The sequence below is a fragment of the Pseudomonas sp. Pse1 genome (genome assembly GCF_024519635.1).
Taxonomy (GTDB): Bacteria; Pseudomonadota; Gammaproteobacteria; order Pseudomonadales; family Pseudomonadaceae; genus Aquipseudomonas.
Genome location: NZ_JALJRO010000026.1, coordinates 1 through 20,715 on the forward strand (window position 1 = coordinate 1; position 20,715 = coordinate 20,715).

A 20,715-nucleotide genomic window follows, 5' to 3' on the forward strand; every position below is an offset into this window, starting at 1 on the left:
GACCCAGCACCAGGCCGGTCTGGGCGGTGGTACGGCCGCGCACCATGTGCTGGTCTGAGCCGCAGATGTTGGTGGATATGACCTTGAGAATGACACCGTGTTCGATCTTCCGACCCCGAGGATCCTGCATCTTCGGATAATCGATATTTTGTACTTGAACGTTGCCCGCCCCCAGATAAACCACACCGCGATTACCAGACATAGAGTGTTCTCCTGTGTTGTGAGGTCGCCGACCTTTGATGCTGCAATTACTGATGTTGTGTGAGAATTACTGAGAGGTTGCGACCTGTTGCGCCCGTGCTCTCTCTTCTTTCTTCAATTTATCCAGAACCCAGCGCATCTGAGACAGGGCATTGTCGAAAGCAATCGGTACCTGCTTTGGATTTGGCGTGTGTTGAAGGACGCGGGCTTGTGCTTCAATCATGACCCGATCTTCCTCGAAGGCCATACGTGCGATGGCGATCATGTCATCGGCAAGTTTCTCGCTGCATCCGGCAAGAGCGTGGCGATTAGGCGCCCATGAGAAGAAGTACCGAGAGGTATCGTCATTGGTTGGCGTGATGGCCTGGCATGTCACGTCGTGAGTGATCGGGGCCACACCTTGCGGTTTTTCACCGTTGAATTGCTCCAGGGTGCCGCGTGGAAAACTGTACGAGTTCATCACCATCACGCCTGGTGCCAGATAATCGTAAGCCGTGAAAATATCCACGGTGTCGGAATCAACGACCCCTTTAATGTGATTCGGTGTGGGTTGTGCAGGTAACCAACGTTCGACACGTACTCCGCGATCGAGCCGGCTAACCTTCGGTCGAACGTGTGCCCAATCTATGCCCATGCCGAAGCTTTCTGGATGGAGGAAATAGAGGTGTGAAAAGTCCAGCAGGTTGTCGTTAACCAACTGATAGTTGGCTTGATATTCGATGCTGCCTGATCTGAAAATCCAATCTGGATGATCATGACCTACAGCTGGAGGAATAAGCGCGGGATCTGCCTGCTGTGGGTCGCCGAGCCAGACCCATACCCAACTGTGTTGCTCAATGACAGGGAAGCTACGGACGCATGTTTGCGCAGGAACGGTGTCTTGACCAGGTATCTCGGTGCATTTGCCTGAACTGTCAAACTTCAGACCGTGGTACATGCAGCGAACGGAGTCGCCTTCTTTTCTCCCTATGGATAACGGCGCCGAGCGATGGCAGCAGCGGTCCTGGAGGGCGGCGATGGCGCCGTTTTCCATGCGATAGAGCACGATTGGCTCATTGATAATGGTTCGAGCAACCAGCCCGTCAGTCACCTCATAGTTCCACGCTGCCACATACCAGCAGTTGTGCAAATACATAAATCCTCCGGTGGCTTGTTGTTGTATTTGTATCGTCAGCTTATGGATGAGAGGATTAGTCTTCCATGCCGTATAGCATCGTTTTTCGGCTGAATTCATCACATTGGGGGGCGTGTGGATCTTCTAGGCGAAGTACTTTTATCTCTTAAGGTAGAGGTGAACTCGGGCGGCATCTATGCGCTGGGGGATCCGTGGGGGCTAAGGGTCCCCTGCTTTTCTGCCGCCAGCGCCTTCACGTTGTGTTGCCTGGATGCCCCGCTGTGGTTGATGGTTGCCGGACAAGCCCCGGTTCGGCTCGAACCGGGCGACTCGGTACTGATATTGCACGGCGCTGCGTATAGGGTGGCCTCGAGCCCTGACGCGGAATGCATCGATTTGATGGATTACTGGCACGCGAGAGGATTACCGTTGCTGGTCGCCGGAGAACGGCAGGCGGCTCCTATTTCCGGACTGGAGTTGGGGCAGGGCGAAAAGGTGGGGCGGATGATGATTCTCGCCTTTTTACTTCAGGCCGCGGACAGCAATCCGTTGTTACGGTCATTGCCCCAGATGATTCACCTGCACGGGAGTGCCAGTGGCATGTTCCCCTGGATGAATTCAATGCTGGAGTTTCTCGTCAGCGAAGATACGGCCAACCGCGCCGGTTACGTGGCGACTGCTGCACATCTTTCAAACTTGATTTTTACAAGTTTTATCCGAGCGCATGCGCTGTCAGTTCCAAGGGAGAGTAGCGGCTGGCTGCAGGGGCTGGCGGATCGACGCATTCGCCAGGCTCTGGTTTCCATGCATGCGCGCCCCGGTGAGCACTGGACCACCGAGTCACTGGCGGAAGAGGCGGGAATGTCTCGTCATACCTTTGGTCGCCGCTTCACTCGACTGGTGGGTCAGTCGCCCATCGATTATTTGATAGATCTTCGGATGCAGGTGGCGGCGGAGCATCTGCGCGCCGGCAATCCGGTTGCTCGGGTGGCTGAAGCCGTGGGGTATCAATCGGAGCGTGCCTTTCGCGAGGTGTTTCGCAGGCGATTTGGAGTACCTCCGTTGCGCTATAGCAAGGCATAGTCATCGGTGTTGAGCAGAGGGCCAACCCTTGCGCAACGATTCGATCAAGTGTGTTGGATCATCGTTCTGAATCAGCAGCGCCAGCATCAGGCTGGCACTGCGGATAAGGGCGTTTGCTCTGCGGCTCCGGTTAGTCTGCCTGGCCTAACAGGCCGCCACCGTCGATAACGATTTCGGTACCGGTGATGTAGGAAGACGCTGCAGAGGCGAGGAGGAGGGCAACCCCCTTGATTTCTGCGGGCTCAGCAACGCGATGCTGCGGGTTTCCCGCCTCCAGCAACCGCCGCATTGCGGGATCGTTGACATGGCCATCTGCGATATTGGTAGCGAATGCACCCGGGGCAATGGCATTCACCTGAATGTTATACCTGGCCAGCTCCAAAGCGGCTTGACGCATCAAATGGGAGGCGCCGGCCTTTGCCGGGAAGTAAGACGTGCCTACCCAGGCGGCATTGAGACAGCTTGCAATCGATGTGGTCACCACGATCTTGCCGGAACCCTGGGGTTTCATATGTCTGGCTGATTCCTGCAGACAGTACAGCACGCCATTCAGATTGATCGCCATGACTCGCTCCCAATTGCTGAGGTCGAGGTTTTCCAGGCTACCTTCCATAAGTCGCTGCCCCTCGCGCCCAAGAAAACCAGGACCCGAATCGATCCCTGCATTCGCGAACACCACGTCCAGCCTTCCGTAATGAGTGACTGTGTTTTGAAATGCATTGGCGACGGACGCCCGGTCGCTGACGTCCACGAGTTCACCACGTACATCAAAGCCGCGGCGAGTGAGCGAAGAGACTGCGTCATCAAGGGAATGGGCATTGATATCCATCAGGGTGATTTTTGCACCATTTTCTGCAAGCGCTTCTGCGCAGGCCAATCCGATACCGCTTGCTCCACCAGTGACTACACAAACTCGACCGGATACGTCGAACAAACGTGAGGCTGTACTCATCTCAAATCTCGCTGTTTTTGTATTGGATGGGTAGTTGTTATTACCGAGAGGCGGGTCATGCAGCACCTATCGGATGGCGGTTGGATCGACGCGCCAGCCGTTTTGCCTTGGGCCACGTGAACTTGGGTGTCTGCTTGCACCGACAGACGACCTGCCTTACTGCGGCGCCGGAAGGCCAAACAGGAGAGCGCAAGAGCTCTAGCCTGCGATATTGGACAAATAAGAAAAGGTGACGGGCGTTAACAGATGTTCGCGGGTTAGCCGCACGCCTTGGCAAAAAGTGGGGGAGATTCAAGCAAAGGCGGGTCTATCTTTGGATAGGTGTTCCCGGTTGTGCCGACTCCGTACGTTCGGCTCACAGCGGCTAACTGGCGGCTGGATAGGACTCAAAAGTCAGGCTTCACCTGCCTGGTCAAAATATGAGCCTTACCGATAATCGGAGAACAATAATAATGGCGATTAATAAAGACCGTATCTGTTTCAACGCTGGAAAAAAAGGCGAATTTACATCGACGGCGTTACCCACCGCTGCATTTCTGGGCATCGCGTTAGCAACGCTCAGTACCAGTTCAGCTGTTCGCGCAGCACAGTTCGAAGTGGGCGAAGTCGACGTTAACTGGACCAACACCCTCAAGTACTCCCTGGGTTCCCGCCTCGGTGAACCCAATGATAAAAACCTGGCCAATCCGAACGTCGATGATCCTGATCGGAATTTTGATAAGGGATCATTGATGATGAACCGGTTTGACTGGTTGAGCGAATTCAATGCGCGTTGGAAAAACTTTGGACTGAGTCTGAGTGGCGCGGCCTGGTACGACAACGTTTACAATCGCAGCAACGATAATAACTCGCCAGCGACATTCAACCCTTACTCAGTCAGTAACGATCATTTTACCGACCAGACAGAAAAGTGGGCGGGTAAGAAAATCGAACTGATGAACGCCTTTATATCCGGTCAGTTTACGCCGATGGATGTGCCGGTCAGTATGCGTTTAGGTCAACACACGCTTATTTGGGGCGAAAGTCTGTTTTTTACTGATAACGGCATCGCTGCCGGTATGGCACCTGTGGATGCTTACAAAGCGTTAAGCGTTCCTAATATTAAAGCGCAGGAAGTGTTCCTGCCGACCAACCAGCTTTCGATGAGTGTGCTGTTATCCGATAGTTGGGTAGTCGAAGGCTACTACCAGTTTGAATGGGAAAAAACCCGTATCCCTCCGGCGGGCAGTTATTTGTCGTCAGTTGACCTTTTGGACGAAGGCGGTGAACGAATCATAGCGGGCCCTGGTGCCTATTTTTATCGTGCTTCTGATAAAGAACCGGACGCTGCGCAATATGGGGTGTCGGTGCGCTGGCGACCAGTCGACTTGAATCTCGATATTGGCGCTTATGCACTTCGCTATAATGACAAAACTCCCCGTGTCAATACCGTCCCTTCCGGCGGCTTTGATCCGGCAACGGGTTCGATTGGACAGTACTTTCTCGATTATAAGGAGAAGATTGAACTGTATGGTTTAAGCGCCAACATGTCGTACGGCTCGCTGAACCTTGGAGGGGAGATATCTTACCGCGATGGTGTACCGCTTCGGGCAAACGGCAATGTACTTGTCCCGGATGTCCTGGGCAACACACTGCACGCCCAGGTATCGGCAATCTGGGTCGGAAACGCCGGGCCCGCGTGGGATGGTGTCAGTATCGCCGCAGAGTTGGCAGGACATAAACTGCTTGAGGTCACCAAAAACAAGGAGCAACGTGATACCAGTTTAGATGATTCGGTTTACGGTATTCGCGGCGTTACCACATTTCAATACTTCCAGGTGATGCCAAGTCTGGATATCGAACTTCCAATTGGTCTTGGCTACAACTTTAAAGGTAAGTCTCCGATTTCCGCGGCGTTTAATAATTATGGTAGTAACGAAGGGGGCGATCTCACTGTCGGCGTGGTCGGTACTTACCAGCAGGACTGGAAGTTGGGGCTTAATGCGACCCACTTCTTTGGTAGTGAGTCGGGTAATTACTACTCGGGGCGTGATTTCCTGATGGCGTCTGTCAGTCGATCCTTCTAAATGCAATCAGGTATTTTTTCATGAATAATCACAGTGTGAAATTTCTGCTATCGGCTGCGTTTTTCGTAGCGCTTATCAATACTCCTGTTCGAGCCGCTGTTACCCCTGCGGAGGCGGCGAAATTGAATAGCGAGCTTACGCCGCTTGGTGCCGAGCGATCGGGCAACGCATCAGGTAGTATTCCTGCGTGGTCGGGTGGTTATAAAGGCATGCCTGCTGGCCACAAGCCGGGCAGTATGAACAGTGATCCTTTTCCAGACGAAAAACCAGTTTTGGTTATTAACAGCAAGAACGCCGCAGCCTACAAGGATCAACTATCTCAAACGGTGCAGTTGCTGTTACAGCAAAATCCCGAGTGGCGCCTTGATGTATACCCAACGCATCGCACCGCGTCGGCTCCCGAGGCTTTTTATAACTACACGAAAACCAATGCTGCTACGGCGCAGCTCAGTGGCGATGGTGTGGGTGTCACCCATGCCTACGGTGGTATCCCGTTCCCATTACCGAAGAATGGTTCAGAAGTTCTTTGGAACCACTTCCTGTCCTGGAAAGGAGTCGGAGTGGAAATGGAGGGTGGAATGTATATGGTCGATAGCAAGGGGCGTTCTTCGTTGACGGCTGCGTTAAAAATGGACGGCTTCTATCGATATGCGTTACCTGGTGGCGAAAAGGATTTTGATGGGTTCTTTCAATGGCATCGATCGTTAACCACCGCTCCGGGTCGCAGTGCAGGTGAGGCATTGATTGGCATTTGGCCGCAAGACTTCACCAGCCAGCAGCCAGGCTCATGGCAATATATGCCGGGTCAGCGCCGGGTTAGAAAGCTACCTAATGTGCAGTTTGATACGCCAAATTTCCTGATGTCCGGCTTGACTCAGTTCGATGAGGCCTATGGGTTCTTCGGTTCCCCGGAGCAATACGATTGGAAGTTGGTCGGAAAGAAGGAGATGTATATTCCTTATAATACCAACAAGCTTTTTTCCGTTACTCCGGAGGAGTTGTTGACTCCAAAAGTGCTTAATCCGAATGTCATTCGTTGGGAGCTGCATCGGGTTTGGGAGGTTGAGGCGACGCTTAAGCCTGGCGTTCGAAACGTTGTGCCCAAGCGCCGTGTCTATATGGACGAGGATACATGGGCCATCGTTATGGCGGACCTTTGGGACTCTCAAAACAAGCTCTATCGCGGTGCGATCAACTACCCGGTTGTTAACTATGATCTGCCCGGTGTGGTGATGCGACCTTTTATGTCAATAGACTTTCAACAACAGGCTTATACCTTGGGCGAGTTGGACACCAAGTACCTTCCGGTCACCCCGAAGCCTCGTTCCTTTTATTCCGCTGAAGCATTGGTACAAGACGCCCTGCGTTAAAACCATGGTCCGGGCGACCCACGGTCGCTCGGACATTACTGAGCGGAGCTATTGCTCAAGGGGGTCATAAGATGGTTTATACGATCGCGCGCGCAGCTCATTGGTTGAGCGCACTGTATCTGGTTGTCGCTGCATATGGCGCAAGTGCCGAGCAAAGCCGACCCGCTGTGTTGGACCGTCCTGCCCGTGAAGTACTCCAGCCAGCTTCAACGTTTCTTCTGGGCGTGACCAAAGCAGGCGAGCGCCTGGTAGCTGTCGGCGAGTCGGGCCGTATCGTCCTCTCAGATGACCAAGGTCAGAGTTGGCGCCAAGCCAAGGTGCCCACCAGTGTACTGCTTACGGCTGTCGAGTTCGCGGATGCAAACGTTGGCTGGGCAATCGGTCATTCAGGTGTGGTACTTCGCACTGAGGACGCTGGCGAAACCTGGAGTCGCCAACTGGATGGTGTTCAAGTCGCTCAACTTATCCATGACGCCGCCTCCCGATCAGCGACGGGTGCCCCAGGGATCGCCAAGGGTATTAGCGTCGATCAAGCTGAGCGGTTGATTAACGATGGCCCGGACAAACCTTTTCTCGCCCTCCATGTTGAGGACAGGCAAAAAGTCACCATCGTAGGGGCCTTCGGCTATGCGCTGAGCACCCTGGATGGTGGTAAACACTGGGTCTCTCTGGACAGACAACTCGATAACCCGATGGGCCTGCATTACTACGGTATAGCTAAGACGGACCAGGGCCTGTTGCTGGTGGGTGAACAAGGCATTGTTCAGCGTCAGATCACGGCCGAAGAGTTTCACCGTGAGACCCCTTCCGAAGGAACACTGTTTGGCGTTCTATCTCCTGACAATCACGTCTTTGTGGCTTATGGATTGCGCGGGAAAGTGTTACGCAGCCTGGACGACGGAAAGACTTGGAATAGAGTCAGCACTGGTATTGAGGCTTCCATTCAAGCGGGGGCGGTACTTCAAGATGGCTCCATTCTGTTAGTGGCGGAAAATGGTCAAATGATCTCCAGCCAGGACCGAGGAAGCACTTTCAATTTGCTGCCGGTTCGGGGCTTGCCCACTGCTTACGTTCTTCCTGTTTCCGCCAAAAGTTTGATTGCGGTGGGGCCTCTTGGGCCACAAACCGTCCCTGCGCCGTGAGATTCCAACCATGAAAATTGAGACAACCTCGGCGACAAAGGTCGAAGATTTTGATCCTGCTGCCGGTACGCTTCTTGAGCGGGTTTTATTTAACAATCGCCTGTTTGTCGTGATGTTCTGCGCGCTAGTAACGGTTTGCCTAGGGTGGAGTGCTCGTCATATTGACCTGAATGCAAGCTTCAAGGCAGTGATTCCTAATGATCACCCATATATTCAAAACTATTTCGCTAATGAGGCCGATCTGCAAGGCCTGGGAAATACCCTCAGAGTGGTGGTTGCTACCCAGGGCGATAGCATTCTGAACGCCGACTATTTAGAGACCTTGCGAAAAATAAACGATGAAATCGTCACCATTCCCGGCGTAGAGCGACCCTTTTTGCAGTCCTTGTGGACTCGCAGCACCCGTTGGTTGATGGTGACCGAAGTGGGGATCGATGGCGGCCCGGTCATGCCGGATACGTTCGATGGCAGTCCTTCCAGCCTGGAACAGTTGAGGCTTAACATTCTTCGTTCGGGAGAAGTCGGAAAATTGGTGGCTGCCGACTTTCGGTCGAGCGCTATCGTTGTTCCCTTGTTGGATTATGACGCTCAAGCGCAGAAGGCGCTTCACTACGGTGAGCTATCCAAGCAGCTGGAAAACATCAGGAGGAAGTACGAAGGTCAGGGTGTCAGTATTCATATCGTCGGCTTTGCAAAAGTCGTCGGCGATCTGATTGATGGCTTGAGCCAGATATTAATATTCTTTGCAATTGCCGTCGCCATTGCGGCTGCGATGGTTTTTTGGTTCACCCATTGCGTGCGAAGTACTTTGTTGGTTGTGACCTGTTCCCTTATCGCTGTGGTTTGGCAGTTGGGGATCTTACCGTTGATTGGCTTTCGCCTGGACCCCTATTCGATTCTGGTTCCGTTCCTCATCTTTGCCATTGGCATGAGTCACGGCGCGCAAAAAATGAATGGTGTGATGCAGGATATCGGCCGCGGCATGCATCGTCTTCATGCGGCACGCAATACCTTCCGGCGTTTGTTCATGGCCGGCTTCACAGCGTTGGTTTGTGATGCGGTCGGCTTTGCAGTGCTGTTCATGGTCAATATTCAGGCGATTCGCGAGTTAGCCATCGCTGCGAGTATCGGCGTGGCCATTCTGATCTTCACCAATCTAATCCTGCTGCCCGTCCTGTTAACCTATACAGGGGTCAACGACCGGGCGGCCAAACGGGCTCTTGTCCAAGAGCAAAATTCCCTGGACGCGGCTCATGGAAGGCTTTCCCTGTGGCGAGTGCTGACACTTTTCACCCAGCGGCGCTGGGCTATTGGCGCGATTGCCTGCGCAGTGATATTGGCGGTAGCCGGTTTAGTGGTTGCGTCGCGGTTGCAGGTGGGTGATCTGGATGCCGGGGCACCGGAATTACGTGCCGATTCTCGATACAATCTGGATAACGCCTATTTGACCAGCCATTACGCGACCAGCAGTGATGTCATGGCAATTATGGTCAAGACCCCTCCTGATCAATGTGTTAACTACGAAACGCTGGTGAAGGTCCGCGATCTGCAAATCCTCCTGGGGCAATTACCCGGCGTCGAGGCCACCAACTCATTCGCAAACTTGGCCAGGCAAATGACTTCTGCTTACAGCGAAGGCAGTTTCAAGTGGGCAGAAATTCTGCCCAATCAAGCGGCCTTGAACTCGCTGATCGGTCAAACGCCTCGGGGGCTGCTTAACACTAATTGTGATCTGCTCACCGTGTATGCCTACCTGAAAGACCACAAGGCGCAGACACTCCAGCAAACGGTGGAAGTTGTTGAGGCTTTTGCCAAGGAGAACGACACCGCAAACGTGAAGTTCTTGCTCGCTGCGGGGAACGCAGGCATTGAGGCGGCGACCAATCAAGTGGTCAAGCACCACAACTACTTGATGCTGGTCGGGGTCTATCTCGTCGTCATTGTGCTTGCACTGGTTGCATTTCGCTCCTGGCAAGCGGTGGTGGTCGCAGTGGTACCGCTCGTATTGACAAGTATTCTTGCCGAAGCGCTGATGGTTTGGGTGGGCGTTGGGCTGAAGGTCGCTACGCTACCCGTAACGGCTTTGGGAGTAGGAATCGGGATCGACTATGCGCTGTATATCTTAAGTGTGACGTTAGCCTGGATGCGTATGGGGGCATCACTCGGTGAAGCGTACTACCGTTCACTGCTGTTCGTGGGGCGAGTGGTGATGCTCACTGGCGCGACATTGGCGGCGGGCGTTGCGACTTGGGTGTTCTCACCCATCAAGTTTCAAGCCGATATGGGTATGCTGTTGGCCTTCATGTTCCTTGTAAACATGTTCGGTGCGCTGATCTTGCTGCCCGCGTTGGCCAGTTTCCTGCTGAAACCACAGCTTCAGGCTCGCGAGAGTCAACATGCCGCCGTTGAGTCTTGCGAGTTCGACGAGCTACAAGAGCCTCAGAGTCGGAAATGTAGTCGTGCGTCGCTGGAAGTGAGAGGCGTCTAAGCAAGCATCGTTCAATCAACGCCGCACTGAGTGCGGCGTTCTTTTTGAATACTGCGGGTGGATGATGCCGCACTTGTTTACGGCTCTCGGCGGTGGATGGCCCGAGGTTTTGTCGAAACGCTGGAAGCCGGACATTGCGATGGTGTTGCGCGCTTATTGATTAATCGCGCAGCAGGAATTCACGAACGGCATGGCGAGCGGTTTCGGATTCGTCCAGTACCAGGTGCCCTGCATTTCCCACTATGTTCACTTCGCAGTGGGGAAGGGCTTGTTGCCAGTGTCCGGCTTGGCCGACCGGAAGAATTCTGTCTTCTTTACCCCAGACAACCAGGGTAGGCGTTTGAATTTTCTGCAGGGTCGAAGGCATCGCGGTATTTATCATTTTCCCGTTGAGTAATAACCGGCAGGCTGAATCTCCTTCCTTCTTGCGCATGGCATTGAATTCTTCATCTGGCCCTTCAGGGAGGTAGGGCGCCAGGCTGCTGACATTGTGTACCAGGTAGTTGGGGATCTGCTCTGGCGGAACTTTACTCAGGTCAGTGGGCGGATGCTCTTTCACATCAAGGCCGGCGGGACACGCGAGCACTAAACGATTTACGCGCGAGCCATGCTGCGCCGCAAACTCGGCAGCGAGGTATCCCCCAAGCGAGGTTCCGACCAGGTGAACGCGATCCAGGTCCAACACGTCAAATAGCTTGGCGTAGTGATCGACATAACCTTGAATTGAATCAATTCGAGGGTTGATTGCCGACGCGCCGAAACCCGGATGGTAGGGCAGATACGTCGTAAAGTACTTGTCCCACTGATCGGAAAACCCTATTCCATGCCAGGTTCCGGCTCCATGGAAATACACCAACGACTCACCCGTTCCGTTTTGATATACGACAGTTCCAGTGTTATCAATGTTGAATTCTTTTCGGATGTAAGTGCGGTGATCAACCCTGCGGTCGCCGAATGGAAAGCTGCTCATAAAATGCACTCCTGATGATAGGTCCGCTGTATAAGTACGAAGTATGGAGGCGTAGCGTTATGGAAAAACGCACCTTCGCTTCATATTTCGTCCACGCCGAGTCGACGCCATAGGCATCCAGTTCAGTATCGAGATCAGACTTTCTTCACCTCACCTATCTTCCGGCAGGCGTTGTCGAAAAATGCTTGATGGGATTCTAGGAATGAGCAATGACAATGGGCTCATTCACCTAAACAAACGGATCAGCCTGGATCTGCAGCAGATAACCATTCGTGCTGCACAGGACCTCCGCAGTATTCCACTACCGAGAAAATAACAATGCGAAACTTGGTCGATCTGTCAATTGGAAGGAAGTTGTTACTCGCTTTTGGTTTTCTGCTGATCATCGCCTTAGGTGTTGCCGGGTTAGGGTTTTACAGCATGTCTGCGATATTCCAGCAGGGAACCTTCATCACCCTCATTTCTGATATCAATGCCCGGCAATTAGAAGTACAGATCGCTCAAAGGGACTTTGCCCTCACTCGCTCAGCAGAGGCTGCAAGGCAAGCGCAAAAGTTGATCGGTGAACTCAAGCAAGAACTTGATCGCCTGCGGGTCAGTCAACCGGGACATTCCTCTGCGAATGTTCTGGGTGAAATGGCGTCGGCAGCGGGACACTATGCTCAAAACCTGGATGATTTGGTCCGCCTGACCGATTCCGTCGGCTTATTTACTGGGCGTCAGGAAATCGAGGCGCTTAACACCGGCTTGGACAAAGATGCTCGGCGGCTTCTCGAGTTAGGAAAAGAGGTCTACTCCGCACAAAGCCATGAAATGCTTGCGTTGAAAACACGCATATTCCAGTCGCTCGGCGCCAGCGTGCTTCTGCTCCTTTTCGTCGCGGCAGGCTCTACCTTCGTGCTTCAGGCCCAAATAGTGGGTCCTTTACGAAAGGCGGTAGGGGTACTGCAAGACGTTGCAAAAGGAAATCTGGCGGTTCGGATGGACAGTCATCGGCGTGACGAAATAGGTCAGTTGTATGCTTCCATGCAGCGAATGTGTGACGGATTGCGGGGGTTGGTGACTGGAATCGGCGATGGCATCCATCAACTTGGGCAGGTTGCGCAGGCGTTTTCTGAATATGGCATTGCCAGTCAAAATACTGCCCAGGTTCAGGTGCAAGAGTCTGAGCAGGCTGCGTCGGCGATGACGCAGATGGTCGCGAGCGTTCAGGAAGTGGCTGATAATACGCAGCAGACCCGAGGGGCCGCAGAGTTGGCGGAACGTCAGGCAACAGCCGGAGTGGACGTTGTCGGTGAGACGGTACGGCAGATTGATCGACTGGTGCTCGGCGTTGAGCGCTCTACCGAGTCGGTGGTTCGCCTGGAGACGGAAAGCAATCGAATCAGTGGCGTGCTTGACGTCATTCGATCAGTGGCAGAACAGACCAACCTGCTTGCCCTCAATGCGGCAATCGAAGCTGCGCGAGCCGGTGATCAGGGACGCGGCTTTGCCGTCGTGGCGACGGAAGTGCGAGCCTTGGCCAGGCGGACTCAGGAGTCCACTGCAGAAATCGACCTGCTTACACATAGCTTGCAGAGCATTGCTGGCGAAGCCGTTGCGCAAAGTCGAGAAAGCCTCACGCTCACCCGCCAAACCGTAGAACTCGCAGGCAAGGCACGCATGGCGCTTGGAGAAATCAGTATCGCCGTCTCGCTGATTGAGCAGATGAATCAGCAAATCGCTGCTGCTGCCGTACAACAGCACGCAGTGGCAGAAGATGTCGGGCGCAGTGTGACACGGGTACGGGATTTGGCGGACAGCACCGCATCGAATGTGAAAGGCAGCGCCCAATGCAGTGTCACCCTCACGCAACTGAGTGGCGAACTACAACAATGGGTTGGCAGCTTTCGTGTGAATTGAAAGCTGGCGTTGGCCCAGGCGCGTAATGCCAGTGCGCAAAGGATGATTGGTGGCGCAACAAAAAGAGGAGCTTGGTAGCTGGTCAGCCATGGATCTGCTGACGCTACCGCGCTCCTAAAGTCCTGAAGTGGAAGATTTGTCGAACGGCTATGGGCTCAATTACCGTTAATTGCCAGTCTGCTTTTTGTTTGCAGGCTCGGCGAGGTAGCGCGCCAGGGAGTCCAACTCAATATCGTTGATTTCTGTTTTGCGGAAAAATGGCATCACCGAAATGCCATTGCGAACGAAGTACTTGACCAGTTCTGGCGAAAGTTCCGAGCGGTCCTCGAGGCTTGCTGGAACGGCTCCTTTATATCGCGCATCCAAGGCCGTAGTGCCGGGATAGACCTCCCCTCGAGAGTGGCAAGGAGCACACCACTTCTCATACACCAACTTGCCTTGGTTTTCTGCGGCGTCTGCGGTTATGGCCCAGCTTAGGGGCGCACTTGCGAGGAGGGCCAGGAGTGACGGCTTCATGGTTTTTTCTCCTGCCGTAGATTCTTCGGCCAAATTCCATAGCGCCCCGGAGAGATGATGCCATTAGGGTCAACGGCATCCTTCAGCGTTTCATGGAAGCGCAATAGAATATTGTTGTTGAAGGAGTAGGTATCCATGACATCGCCCTGGAAGGCGGTGGCGGTTCGGTATTCACCCCAGCCATTTTCCGCGGCAATTTTGATCAATGCGCGAAACGCTGCCCGCGTCTGTTTGTTCTTTGCAGGATCTTTTGAGATCCAGAACGGGATGATGAAAACAAAGCACCGTTCCCAGCAGGGGACGGGGACGTTGAGGGCGAAAGCAAATGGCACGCCGAGTTTCCGAGCGGCTGTTCCGAGCACTTCATTGATTTTAAGAATGGCTTCACCGTCTCGGGGAATTATCGGAGAAAACCACGCATGACCGTCGGAAGGTGGCGCGGGATTCCAGTGAGAGCGTGCACCGATCGAAAAGGCGCGCATGTTGGGAATGCCAAACTGAGCGGGATACTGCACCTGCTTTTGCTGCTCTGGCGACAGGGGCAGATCGTAATACTCACTTTCCTCAAATTTGGCGTCAGGAATTGCTTTGCGAAAGCGTTCCTGGACATATTCCCATTGAGCGCGAATGATTTTTTCGGGACCGTAGAAAGTGAAGGCGCCATTCCAAAAAGGGATGCCATGTTGCTTGCCGTAGCCTTCATACTCTTGCGGTTTCGCGCCGCGGTCCGCCAGTGCTTTGTACTCGGCATCTCGTGCCACCGGCCCGTGGAGCAGGAAGTCGTGCAGGCCGGCCAAACTCGGCGATCCCAGCAGAGGGCTGTTGATGTCCGGAAAGCCGGTAAAGATCTTTTGATTCTCCATCTCGGTCATGATGTCCACCAACGGTATGAGGTCCCGATAGCTGGACAGGTGCACTGTGCCTTTTAGAAATGCCTCTGGTTCAGGCATCAACCAAAATCCCATCTTGGTCACAATGCCAAAGTTTGACTGGCTGAAAATACCGTCAACCCAAGGACCAAAGCCAGTCTTGTAGAGCTGCCAGGTCTCTGCGCCTGGCATCGCTCCCATACCAGTTCTCATTACCTCACCATTGGCCAGCACCACTTCCATTCCACAATGAGCATCGAAATGGTTGCGAAACTGTGCAGCCGTATAACCTGCTCCGCGATCTACAGCGTTCCCCAACATGCTCCCCCAGCCTGGGTCAGGAACATCCATCCACAACTTGATGTTTTTTTCCTGCAGATAACGGTAAAGGTCGAAGTAGCTGACCCCTGGCTCTACGACGCAGTAGGCCTGCTTCTCGTTAACCTCCAGGATGCGGTTCATTCGCTTCAGATCCAGTACCACCGAACCTGAGCAGGTGGGTGCTGACCCTCCATAGCCCAGGTTTTTCCCTGTGGAGATCGGATACATCGGGATCTTGAACTGGTTGGCGATGCGCATCAGTTGCTGAACTTCTTCAGTACTTGATGGAGCCACTGCCGCCGATGCGAGAATTTCTTCGGGCTCTCCCCAGTATGGCGAGTAAGAGTCGCGATACAGATGTAAGTCTTCCTGGCTGGTAAAGACCCATTCGTCTCCTACCACTTGGCTGAATTTACCGAGTGCCTGGGCGAAGTCTTCGGCGCTGACGCCGGGCGGGGTTTGCATATCTATACCTCGTAAATCGAACTGTGATGTGTCAGCTGATCAGCGGAGCGATAACCCAGCTGACGAGTGGACTGACAAGCAGGCTGGCGTCAGCAGTCCCTGAAATGATGCGATGCGAGCTGCACGAACCCGGAGTACCACGCCACGAGCAGACACCGGCCAGCCTGGCCATGCGCTCGCTCCAATCCGGGCCCTCCAGAAGCTGGCTCAATGGCTGAAGCAAATGCTCTGTCGTTTCAATCTGATGGCTTAGCTGATTGTTCGGCAAAGCTTCATGAGTGATGCGCAGGACAACTCTCATGCCGCGGTCCTGAGCAAGGCGCTCAAGGCAAAAGAGCGGTTGCGGGGCTGTCATGCCTGCAATGATTGTCGGATGCCGGCGCCACTGTGGGTCCAGTGTTTCAAACCACAGGTCGGTGATATCTCCGTCGATCATGTGGTGGGGCAGACCATTGCGTGCTGCCTCACTACCAAAGCGTTGGCTCGCCTCGAACCGGTTATCAGCGATGACTAAGTCGGGTTGGCGCAGCGCAGCAGCGTCGAGGCTTTCGGCAATCACGTTGGAGTTGAAACCGGCAACCACACCGCAGGTGAGCCCAACTTTCAAAAAGTCACGGCGGTTCATTCGGATTGCCATTTAGCGATGATTACAGCGCGGATTCGCTCAGGCAGAAGTACCTGAGGTCCGTCGCCGCCATTTGAATTGAGTCGGCAACAAAAAAAATCGGAATGGGTCATGAGGTCCTGCGCTTCTGATTGTTGTTATCGCCCGCTGCATTGCTGCAACTGGGCAGATCCATGCAGTAGTCCGCAAGCACTGATTTTGATGAAGACCGCGTGAGCTGCACCTATCGAAGGATAGCGACGTGCACCTGTCGCGAATCTCGCAAGGTCCTGGTGAGCCAACGCTATCTTTGGGTAGGTCATCCCCTAAGCCGTTCGGGAGTAAATGCAGACTGCGTCGCGCGAACAGTCTCGGATTTGCGGTCTTGCTCGCAGACTGCTCTGCGCTGTCCACAAGGAACAACGAACCGGAGTTTTAGATGGCCACAGATAAACGAGTCATTATCGTCGGCGCAGGACCGACAGGTTTAATCACGGCGCTGGGGCTGGCCCGTCAGGGCGCGCAAGTCACAGTTATCGACCGAGAGCGAGATATCCTGCGTTGGCCCCGGGCGATGGTGTATCTGTCATCTACGTTGAAGGTGCTGGATGAGCTTGGTTTGCTTGAATCCGCCCAGAAAGTCGCGGCGTGGGGTTATGAATACAACCTGCGTTTTATGATGTCGGGCACTGTTGGTCGCCTCAATTTTCGCGATGTTGAAGACCTCACTCCTTATGCCTATAACCTGCATTTTGGGCAGGATCTGCTGGCCGAGATTGTGTTGGAAGCATTCCTGAAACTGCCTGGCACTGCGCTTCTATGGGATACCGTTTTCGATACTGTGCTGGAAAGTGACGAGCAGGTTATGGTTTCCGTGCTGACTGCCGAAGGGCCGCGCACGCTTGAAGCAGACTGGTTAATTGGCGCCGATGGTGCCCGCTCGAGTGTCCGGAAAGAATTGGATATCGCATTTGAGGGGTTCACCTGGGACGAAGTCTTCATGGCAACCAATGTCATCTATGACTTTGACAAGCACGGCTACGCACCCTCCACAATGCTTGCGAACGGTGATAACTGGGCGGTGATTGCCAAGATCGACAATAACCATCAATGGCGAATTGCATATGGCGAAGCTGGCGAATTGTCCGAGGAGGAACGTCTTGCTCGAATCCCCGAGCGTATCCAACAATTTTTCCCGGACCCGGAGCAACCGTACGAACTACTCATGGCTAATTCGTACCGAGTCCACCAGCGCTCCGCCAGTACCTATCGCCAAGGTCGTGTGTTGCTTGCAGGTGATGCTGCCCATGCGACTAACCCTATAGGTGGCCTGGGGTTCACCAGTGGCATTCAAGACGCCGACATGTTGAGCAAGTGCCTGGGTGGGGTCATCAATGAAAAGTATGCCGATGACGCGCTGGATTGGTACGCCTATGAGCGTCGCCGCTGTTTCCTCGAGATCGCCAACCCTACAGCGATTGAGATGAAACGCCGCACGCAGGAAAAGAATCCAGTCAAACGTCAGGAGGATGAGGACAACTTTTTCACGCTGGTGAACGATCGCGACCTGCGACGCCAAGCGTTGACCTCGGTCTTCAACCTTGCTGGTCGTGATTATCGCGCCGATTGGAACGAGGTCTATCTGAAAGCCGATGAAGCCGGGACTACCCCAAAGCTCGGCGCTCATGGTGGGATTGTCTTCTCGCAAGAGACACACTGACGTCGCCTGGCCTATCTGGGCTGTCCCCTGCGCAGCAGGTGGAGGGGACAGCTCAATATCCGTCCAGGGCGGGCAGGATGCTTGATTACCGATCGTTACTCTTCACCGTTATCAGCGCAATATGCCGAGTTGGCGCGCCCGATCAGCGGCCTGCGTGCGACGACGGACGCCGATCTTGTCGTATATCTGTTGGAGGTACCATTTCACCGAGCCTTCGGTCATCCCTAATTTGCCGCCGATCTCCCGATTGAGCAGGCCCATGGCGACCATTTCCAGAATATCGATCTCGCGGCTATTCAGCGCTCCAAGGATGGGCGAGGGTTCGCTCGTGTCGAGGCTTGGCTTGAGGGTGACGCCCTCGGATCCTTGCATGCGACTCAGCAAGTCAGTCGCAAAGGCATCGGCAGGTTCCTTACTCAGGACCGCATTTTTCAGTTGTTCTCGAAGCAGGCTTTCCAGCCACGGTCCTTCATCAAGGAATACACGGATGAAACCGCAAGGGGCTGCTTGCAATATCGTTCTGCGTAACATGCGCTGAGCTGCCCTATGGTCTCCGGACAGCACCGAAAGGTGGGTGATCAGCAAACCCCAGCGAATCATGTTTCGTATCGCGTCGACGTTTTCAAGATACCGGTGCCAAAGCTTTGCCAGGTTCAATGCCTCTGGTAAGCGATCTTCGGCCTGCGCAATTCTGATCCACGCTATGGCGCGTGCCTCATCACGAGTATTGGCTCGTGTACTGGGCGAGACGTCATTGATTGGGCATCGTAGTCCATTGCGCCGACCCAGGCGGATGACTTCGTCGGTATCGCCCCTGCGCAGTAACCACTTCAGGCGCTCGGCCAGGGTGAACAGTCGCAGGCGTTCGAAGTTATGCTCAGTCGCAAACACATCCGCCTCATCCAGCGTGGAGAATGCAGCGGCTTGATTGCCTTCAATCATCAAAAGACGAGCGCGGGTCAACCAACCGGCAATTGCCTGATCGACGTAGCCGATAAATGTTGCTTGAGGAAGGTAGTGGTCCAGCAAACTTGCTGACTGTTCCAATTCATCGCGCTCGTAGTGAACTTTGGCCAGCAGCACAGCGACCATCGCCGCCAGGGGTGAGCTCTTGCCGGCAAGGTGTTCTGCGGTTCTGAGAGCGTCATTGAGTGCCTGGATCGCTGCGTGTGTTCGGCCAACCATCAGTCGTGAGGGGCCGACAACCGCGTTGTGAAATACTTGGCCCAGGTCGTTGGGCAAGCGCTTCAGGTGCTCCGTAGCCAAAGCATTTAAACGCTCCACATCGCCCAGTTTGTAATGTTCGCGCTGAGCACTGATCAGCGCTGTGTAAAGGCTGGCCCGTACTACGGGATGGGCGTCGTCGTAAGACTCAAGCAGGGCCTGGGCACGCACTTGCACAGTGGACAGGTCGTCACTCATCAGTGCCCGCATCAACTCACGGTGTTGAAGTAAGTAATTGAGCGAACGCAGCTTCTCTTCCGGTAGCAATTTATCGCGTTCCAACTGATTGATGCGCTGACGAGCCTTCTCCATCAGTTCTGCGCAGGTCTCAAATTGCCAGAGCATTTCAAGCTGCCAAACCTGCGCGAGAAGGATGTAGGGGAAGCGCCCGATGATCTCTCTCGGCAGTTTATCCACCATTTGCCAGGCATACTCCTGGGTCGCGAAAATGTCCTGACAATGGGTGTCCATGATTTCTGCTGCACGGTGCATTTCTCTTGCAGCGAAGGCTTGATTGAAGGCCTCCAGGTGATCGCCTTGCTCGGAAAACCAGTCGCTGGCGCGGGCGTGCAGGGACAGGAGCAGTCCGCCGTCCTGTTCGCGTAATTCCCTCCTCAGGAACTCAGCGAACAGTGGGTGATAGCGATACCAGGATTGCTGGTCGTCTATGGGGGTCAGGAACAAGCCAAGACCTTCGCATTCGCGCAGCAATTCTTGACTGTGCTCAATTCCTGTCAGTAGATGGCATAGCGGGGCGCACAATCGCTCCACCACAGAGGTGCGCAAGAGAAACGTTCGAATGACTGCAGACTGTCGATTGAATACGTCCTGAAGAAAAAACTCGGCGAACTGTCGTCTGTCGCCGGAGAAGTGGGTGAGGTTGTGGATCAACTCCGGATCGCGACGGAGTTGGATGGCGCTCAAAACCAGGCCGCCGGTCCAACCTTCGAGGCGCCTGCCCAGCGTATGAAGCTGGCGTTGATCGATTCCTTGAACGCCATGCAATTCCAGTAGTGCGCTGGTTTCCATGTCTGTCAGATAGAGATCGCGTACGCCGAGGTCGAATACCTTGCCGTGCATTCGAAGTCGCGCTACCGACAGGCAGGGTTCACCGCGGAAACTGAGAGCAAAATGGAGGTTGGCGGGCGCTCGCTCAATTAGCATGGAAAGGACCCGGACGGAGTCGCTGCCCGCGAGTTGATGAACGTCATCAAAAATCAGATAGAGAGGCGTCGCCAGGTGTTCATCCAGTAAGGCGAGCAGAGCATTGAGAGCATCCATCAACCCCGTGTCGCCAACTCGGGTCAACTGCCCTGATCGTGCTCGGGGTTGGCCTGCCAGCTCAATCATCGCCTTGAGATACGCGGTGAAAACCGAGAGTTCGCGCTCGGAGCTGTCGATGGCTAACCAGGCAACGCGTTTACCCTGCGTGCGTAAACTCTCGCAGTACTGCGCAAGTACGCAAGTCTTGCCATAACCTGGTGGGGATTGCAGCAGGATAAGCGGGGTGTCGATCGCCTCCATCAGGCGGTTCTGGAGGCGTGGCCGCGGGATGAGCTGAGCGAAGCTGGGAGGATGCAACTTCGAACTGAGCAGAGCGATGTTTAAAAAATCCTGGGGTTCCCGAAAGAACTTATGGTTATCACTGCGCATACGCAACGAGCCTCCAAAAAGTACGGGTCGATGTGTTCGACCTCTTGTAGAAATG

General features: G+C 54.2%; 14 protein-coding genes and 1 pseudogene. 7 read left to right on the forward strand and 8 right to left on the reverse strand.

Annotated features, from left to right (window positions below):
* Positions 1 to 202, reverse strand: a pseudogene (locus tag NR126_RS25730) (formaldehyde dehydrogenase, glutathione-independent); the annotation flags it as partial.
* A 66-nt stretch (positions 203 to 268) separates the two neighbouring features.
* Complete coding sequence (locus tag NR126_RS25735) at positions 269 to 1,336, reverse strand: aromatic ring-hydroxylating dioxygenase subunit alpha (protein ID WP_158261853.1); 1,068 nt, start codon at positions 1,334 to 1,336, stop codon at positions 269 to 271.
* A 114-nt stretch (positions 1,337 to 1,450) separates the two neighbouring features.
* Here NR126_RS25735 and NR126_RS29095 point away from each other — a divergent pair, with 114 nt between their 5' ends.
* Positions 1,451 to 2,398 (forward strand): AraC family transcriptional regulator, encoded by a 948-nt coding sequence (locus tag NR126_RS29095; protein WP_105755718.1) that lies wholly within the window; start codon positions 1,451 to 1,453, stop codon positions 2,396 to 2,398.
* 130 nt (positions 2,399 to 2,528) lie between these two features.
* On the opposite strand, the gene NR126_RS25745 is transcribed toward NR126_RS29095, so the two are convergent.
* Positions 2,529 to 3,350 (reverse strand): SDR family NAD(P)-dependent oxidoreductase, encoded by an 822-nt coding sequence (locus tag NR126_RS25745; protein ID WP_256832237.1) that lies wholly within the window; start codon positions 3,348 to 3,350, stop codon positions 2,529 to 2,531.
* Positions 3,351 to 3,802: 452 nt separating this feature from the next.
* Here NR126_RS25745 and NR126_RS25750 point away from each other — a divergent pair, with 452 nt between their 5' ends.
* The 4 genes from NR126_RS25750 to NR126_RS25765 all read left to right on the forward strand — a co-directional run bounded on the left by NR126_RS25750 (position 3,803) and on the right by NR126_RS25765 (position 10,416).
* The gene (locus tag NR126_RS25750) at positions 3,803 to 5,416 is read left to right on the forward strand and encodes a DUF1302 domain-containing protein (protein WP_256832238.1); all 1,614 of its coding nucleotides are present in this window, start codon (positions 3,803 to 3,805) and stop codon (positions 5,414 to 5,416) included.
* Between the two features lie 20 nt (positions 5,417 to 5,436).
* On the forward strand, positions 5,437 to 6,786 hold the full coding sequence (locus NR126_RS25755; RefSeq protein WP_105755715.1) for a DUF1329 domain-containing protein: 1,350 nt from the start codon (positions 5,437 to 5,439) through the stop codon (positions 6,784 to 6,786).
* A gap of 71 nt (positions 6,787 to 6,857) precedes the next feature.
* Complete coding sequence (locus tag NR126_RS25760; RefSeq protein ID WP_105755714.1) at positions 6,858 to 7,928, forward strand: YCF48-related protein; 1,071 nt, start codon at positions 6,858 to 6,860, stop codon at positions 7,926 to 7,928.
* A 10-nt stretch (positions 7,929 to 7,938) separates the two neighbouring features.
* A complete protein-coding gene (locus NR126_RS25765) occupies positions 7,939 to 10,416 on the forward strand; it encodes an RND family transporter (protein WP_105755713.1) in 2,478 nt (825 codons plus the stop codon).
* A gap of 160 nt (positions 10,417 to 10,576) precedes the next feature.
* Here NR126_RS25765 and NR126_RS25770 read toward each other — a convergent pair whose 3' ends face one another.
* A complete protein-coding gene (locus NR126_RS25770; protein WP_105755712.1) occupies positions 10,577 to 11,386 on the reverse strand; it encodes an alpha/beta fold hydrolase in 810 nt (269 codons plus the stop codon).
* Positions 11,387 to 12,199: 813 nt separating this feature from the next.
* Here NR126_RS25770 and NR126_RS25775 point away from each other — a divergent pair.
* Complete coding sequence (locus NR126_RS25775) at positions 12,200 to 13,288, forward strand: methyl-accepting chemotaxis protein (protein WP_372827441.1); 1,089 nt, start codon at positions 12,200 to 12,202, stop codon at positions 13,286 to 13,288.
* Positions 13,289 to 13,453: 165 nt separating this feature from the next.
* Here NR126_RS25775 and NR126_RS25780 read toward each other — a convergent pair whose 3' ends face one another.
* The 3 genes from NR126_RS25780 to NR126_RS25790 are packed head-to-tail and all read right to left on the reverse strand — an operon-like array spanning position 13,454 to position 16,084.
* On the reverse strand, positions 13,454 to 13,804 hold the full coding sequence (locus NR126_RS25780; RefSeq protein ID WP_256832240.1) for a cytochrome c: 351 nt from the start codon (positions 13,802 to 13,804) through the stop codon (positions 13,454 to 13,456).
* Complete coding sequence (locus tag NR126_RS25785) at positions 13,801 to 15,459, reverse strand: FAD-binding oxidoreductase (protein WP_105755709.1); 1,659 nt, start codon at positions 15,457 to 15,459, stop codon at positions 13,801 to 13,803. Before NR126_RS25785 ends, NR126_RS25780 begins: the two co-directional genes overlap by 4 nt.
* 31 nt (positions 15,460 to 15,490) lie before the next feature.
* Entirely contained in the window at positions 15,491 to 16,084 is a 594-nt protein-coding gene (locus NR126_RS25790; protein ID WP_105755708.1) for a hypothetical protein, read from the reverse strand.
* Between the two features lie 418 nt (positions 16,085 to 16,502).
* Between NR126_RS25790 and NR126_RS25795 the strand changes: the two genes are divergently transcribed.
* Positions 16,503 to 17,783: an NAD(P)/FAD-dependent oxidoreductase gene (locus NR126_RS25795; protein ID WP_256832243.1), complete on the forward strand. Its 1,281-nt coding sequence runs from the start codon at positions 16,503 to 16,505 to the stop codon at positions 17,781 to 17,783.
* A gap of 111 nt (positions 17,784 to 17,894) precedes the next feature.
* Here NR126_RS25795 and NR126_RS25800 read toward each other — a convergent pair whose 3' ends face one another.
* Positions 17,895 to 20,660 (reverse strand): LuxR C-terminal-related transcriptional regulator, encoded by a 2,766-nt coding sequence (locus NR126_RS25800; RefSeq protein ID WP_256832248.1) that lies wholly within the window; start codon positions 20,658 to 20,660, stop codon positions 17,895 to 17,897.
* Positions 20,661 to 20,715: the final 55 nt, after the last annotated feature.

Bases quoted from the DNA above. Each gene is read 5' to 3' on its own strand.
- NR126_RS25735 (WP_158261853.1), bottom strand. From the start codon at position 1,336: ATGTATTTGCACAACTGCTGGTATGTGGCAGCGTGGAACTATGAGGTG.
- NR126_RS25745 (WP_256832237.1), bottom strand. From the start codon at position 3,350: ATGAGTACAGCCTCACGTTTGTTCGACGTATCCGGTCGAGTTTGTGTA.
- NR126_RS25750 (WP_256832238.1), top strand. From the start codon at position 3,803: ATGGCGATTAATAAAGACCGTATCTGTTTCAACGCTGGAAAAAAAGGC.
- NR126_RS25755 (WP_105755715.1), top strand. From the start codon at position 5,437: ATGAATAATCACAGTGTGAAATTTCTGCTATCGGCTGCGTTTTTCGTA.
- NR126_RS25760 (WP_105755714.1), top strand. From the start codon at position 6,858: ATGGTTTATACGATCGCGCGCGCAGCTCATTGGTTGAGCGCACTGTAT.
- NR126_RS25765 (WP_105755713.1), top strand. From the start codon at position 7,939: ATGAAAATTGAGACAACCTCGGCGACAAAGGTCGAAGATTTTGATCCT.
- NR126_RS25770 (WP_105755712.1), bottom strand. From the start codon at position 11,386: ATGAGCAGCTTTCCATTCGGCGACCGCAGGGTTGATCACCGCACTTAC.
- NR126_RS25775 (WP_372827441.1), top strand. From the start codon at position 12,200: ATGCTTGCGTTGAAAACACGCATATTCCAGTCGCTCGGCGCCAGCGTG.
- NR126_RS25780 (WP_256832240.1), bottom strand. From the start codon at position 13,804: ATGAAGCCGTCACTCCTGGCCCTCCTCGCAAGTGCGCCCCTAAGCTGG.
- NR126_RS25785 (WP_105755709.1), bottom strand. From the start codon at position 15,459: ATGCAAACCCCGCCCGGCGTCAGCGCCGAAGACTTCGCCCAGGCACTC.
- NR126_RS25790 (WP_105755708.1), bottom strand. From the start codon at position 16,084: ATGAACCGCCGTGACTTTTTGAAAGTTGGGCTCACCTGCGGTGTGGTT.
- NR126_RS25795 (WP_256832243.1), top strand. From the start codon at position 16,503: ATGGCCACAGATAAACGAGTCATTATCGTCGGCGCAGGACCGACAGGT.
- NR126_RS25800 (WP_256832248.1), bottom strand. From the start codon at position 20,660: ATGCGCAGTGATAACCATAAGTTCTTTCGGGAACCCCAGGATTTTTTA.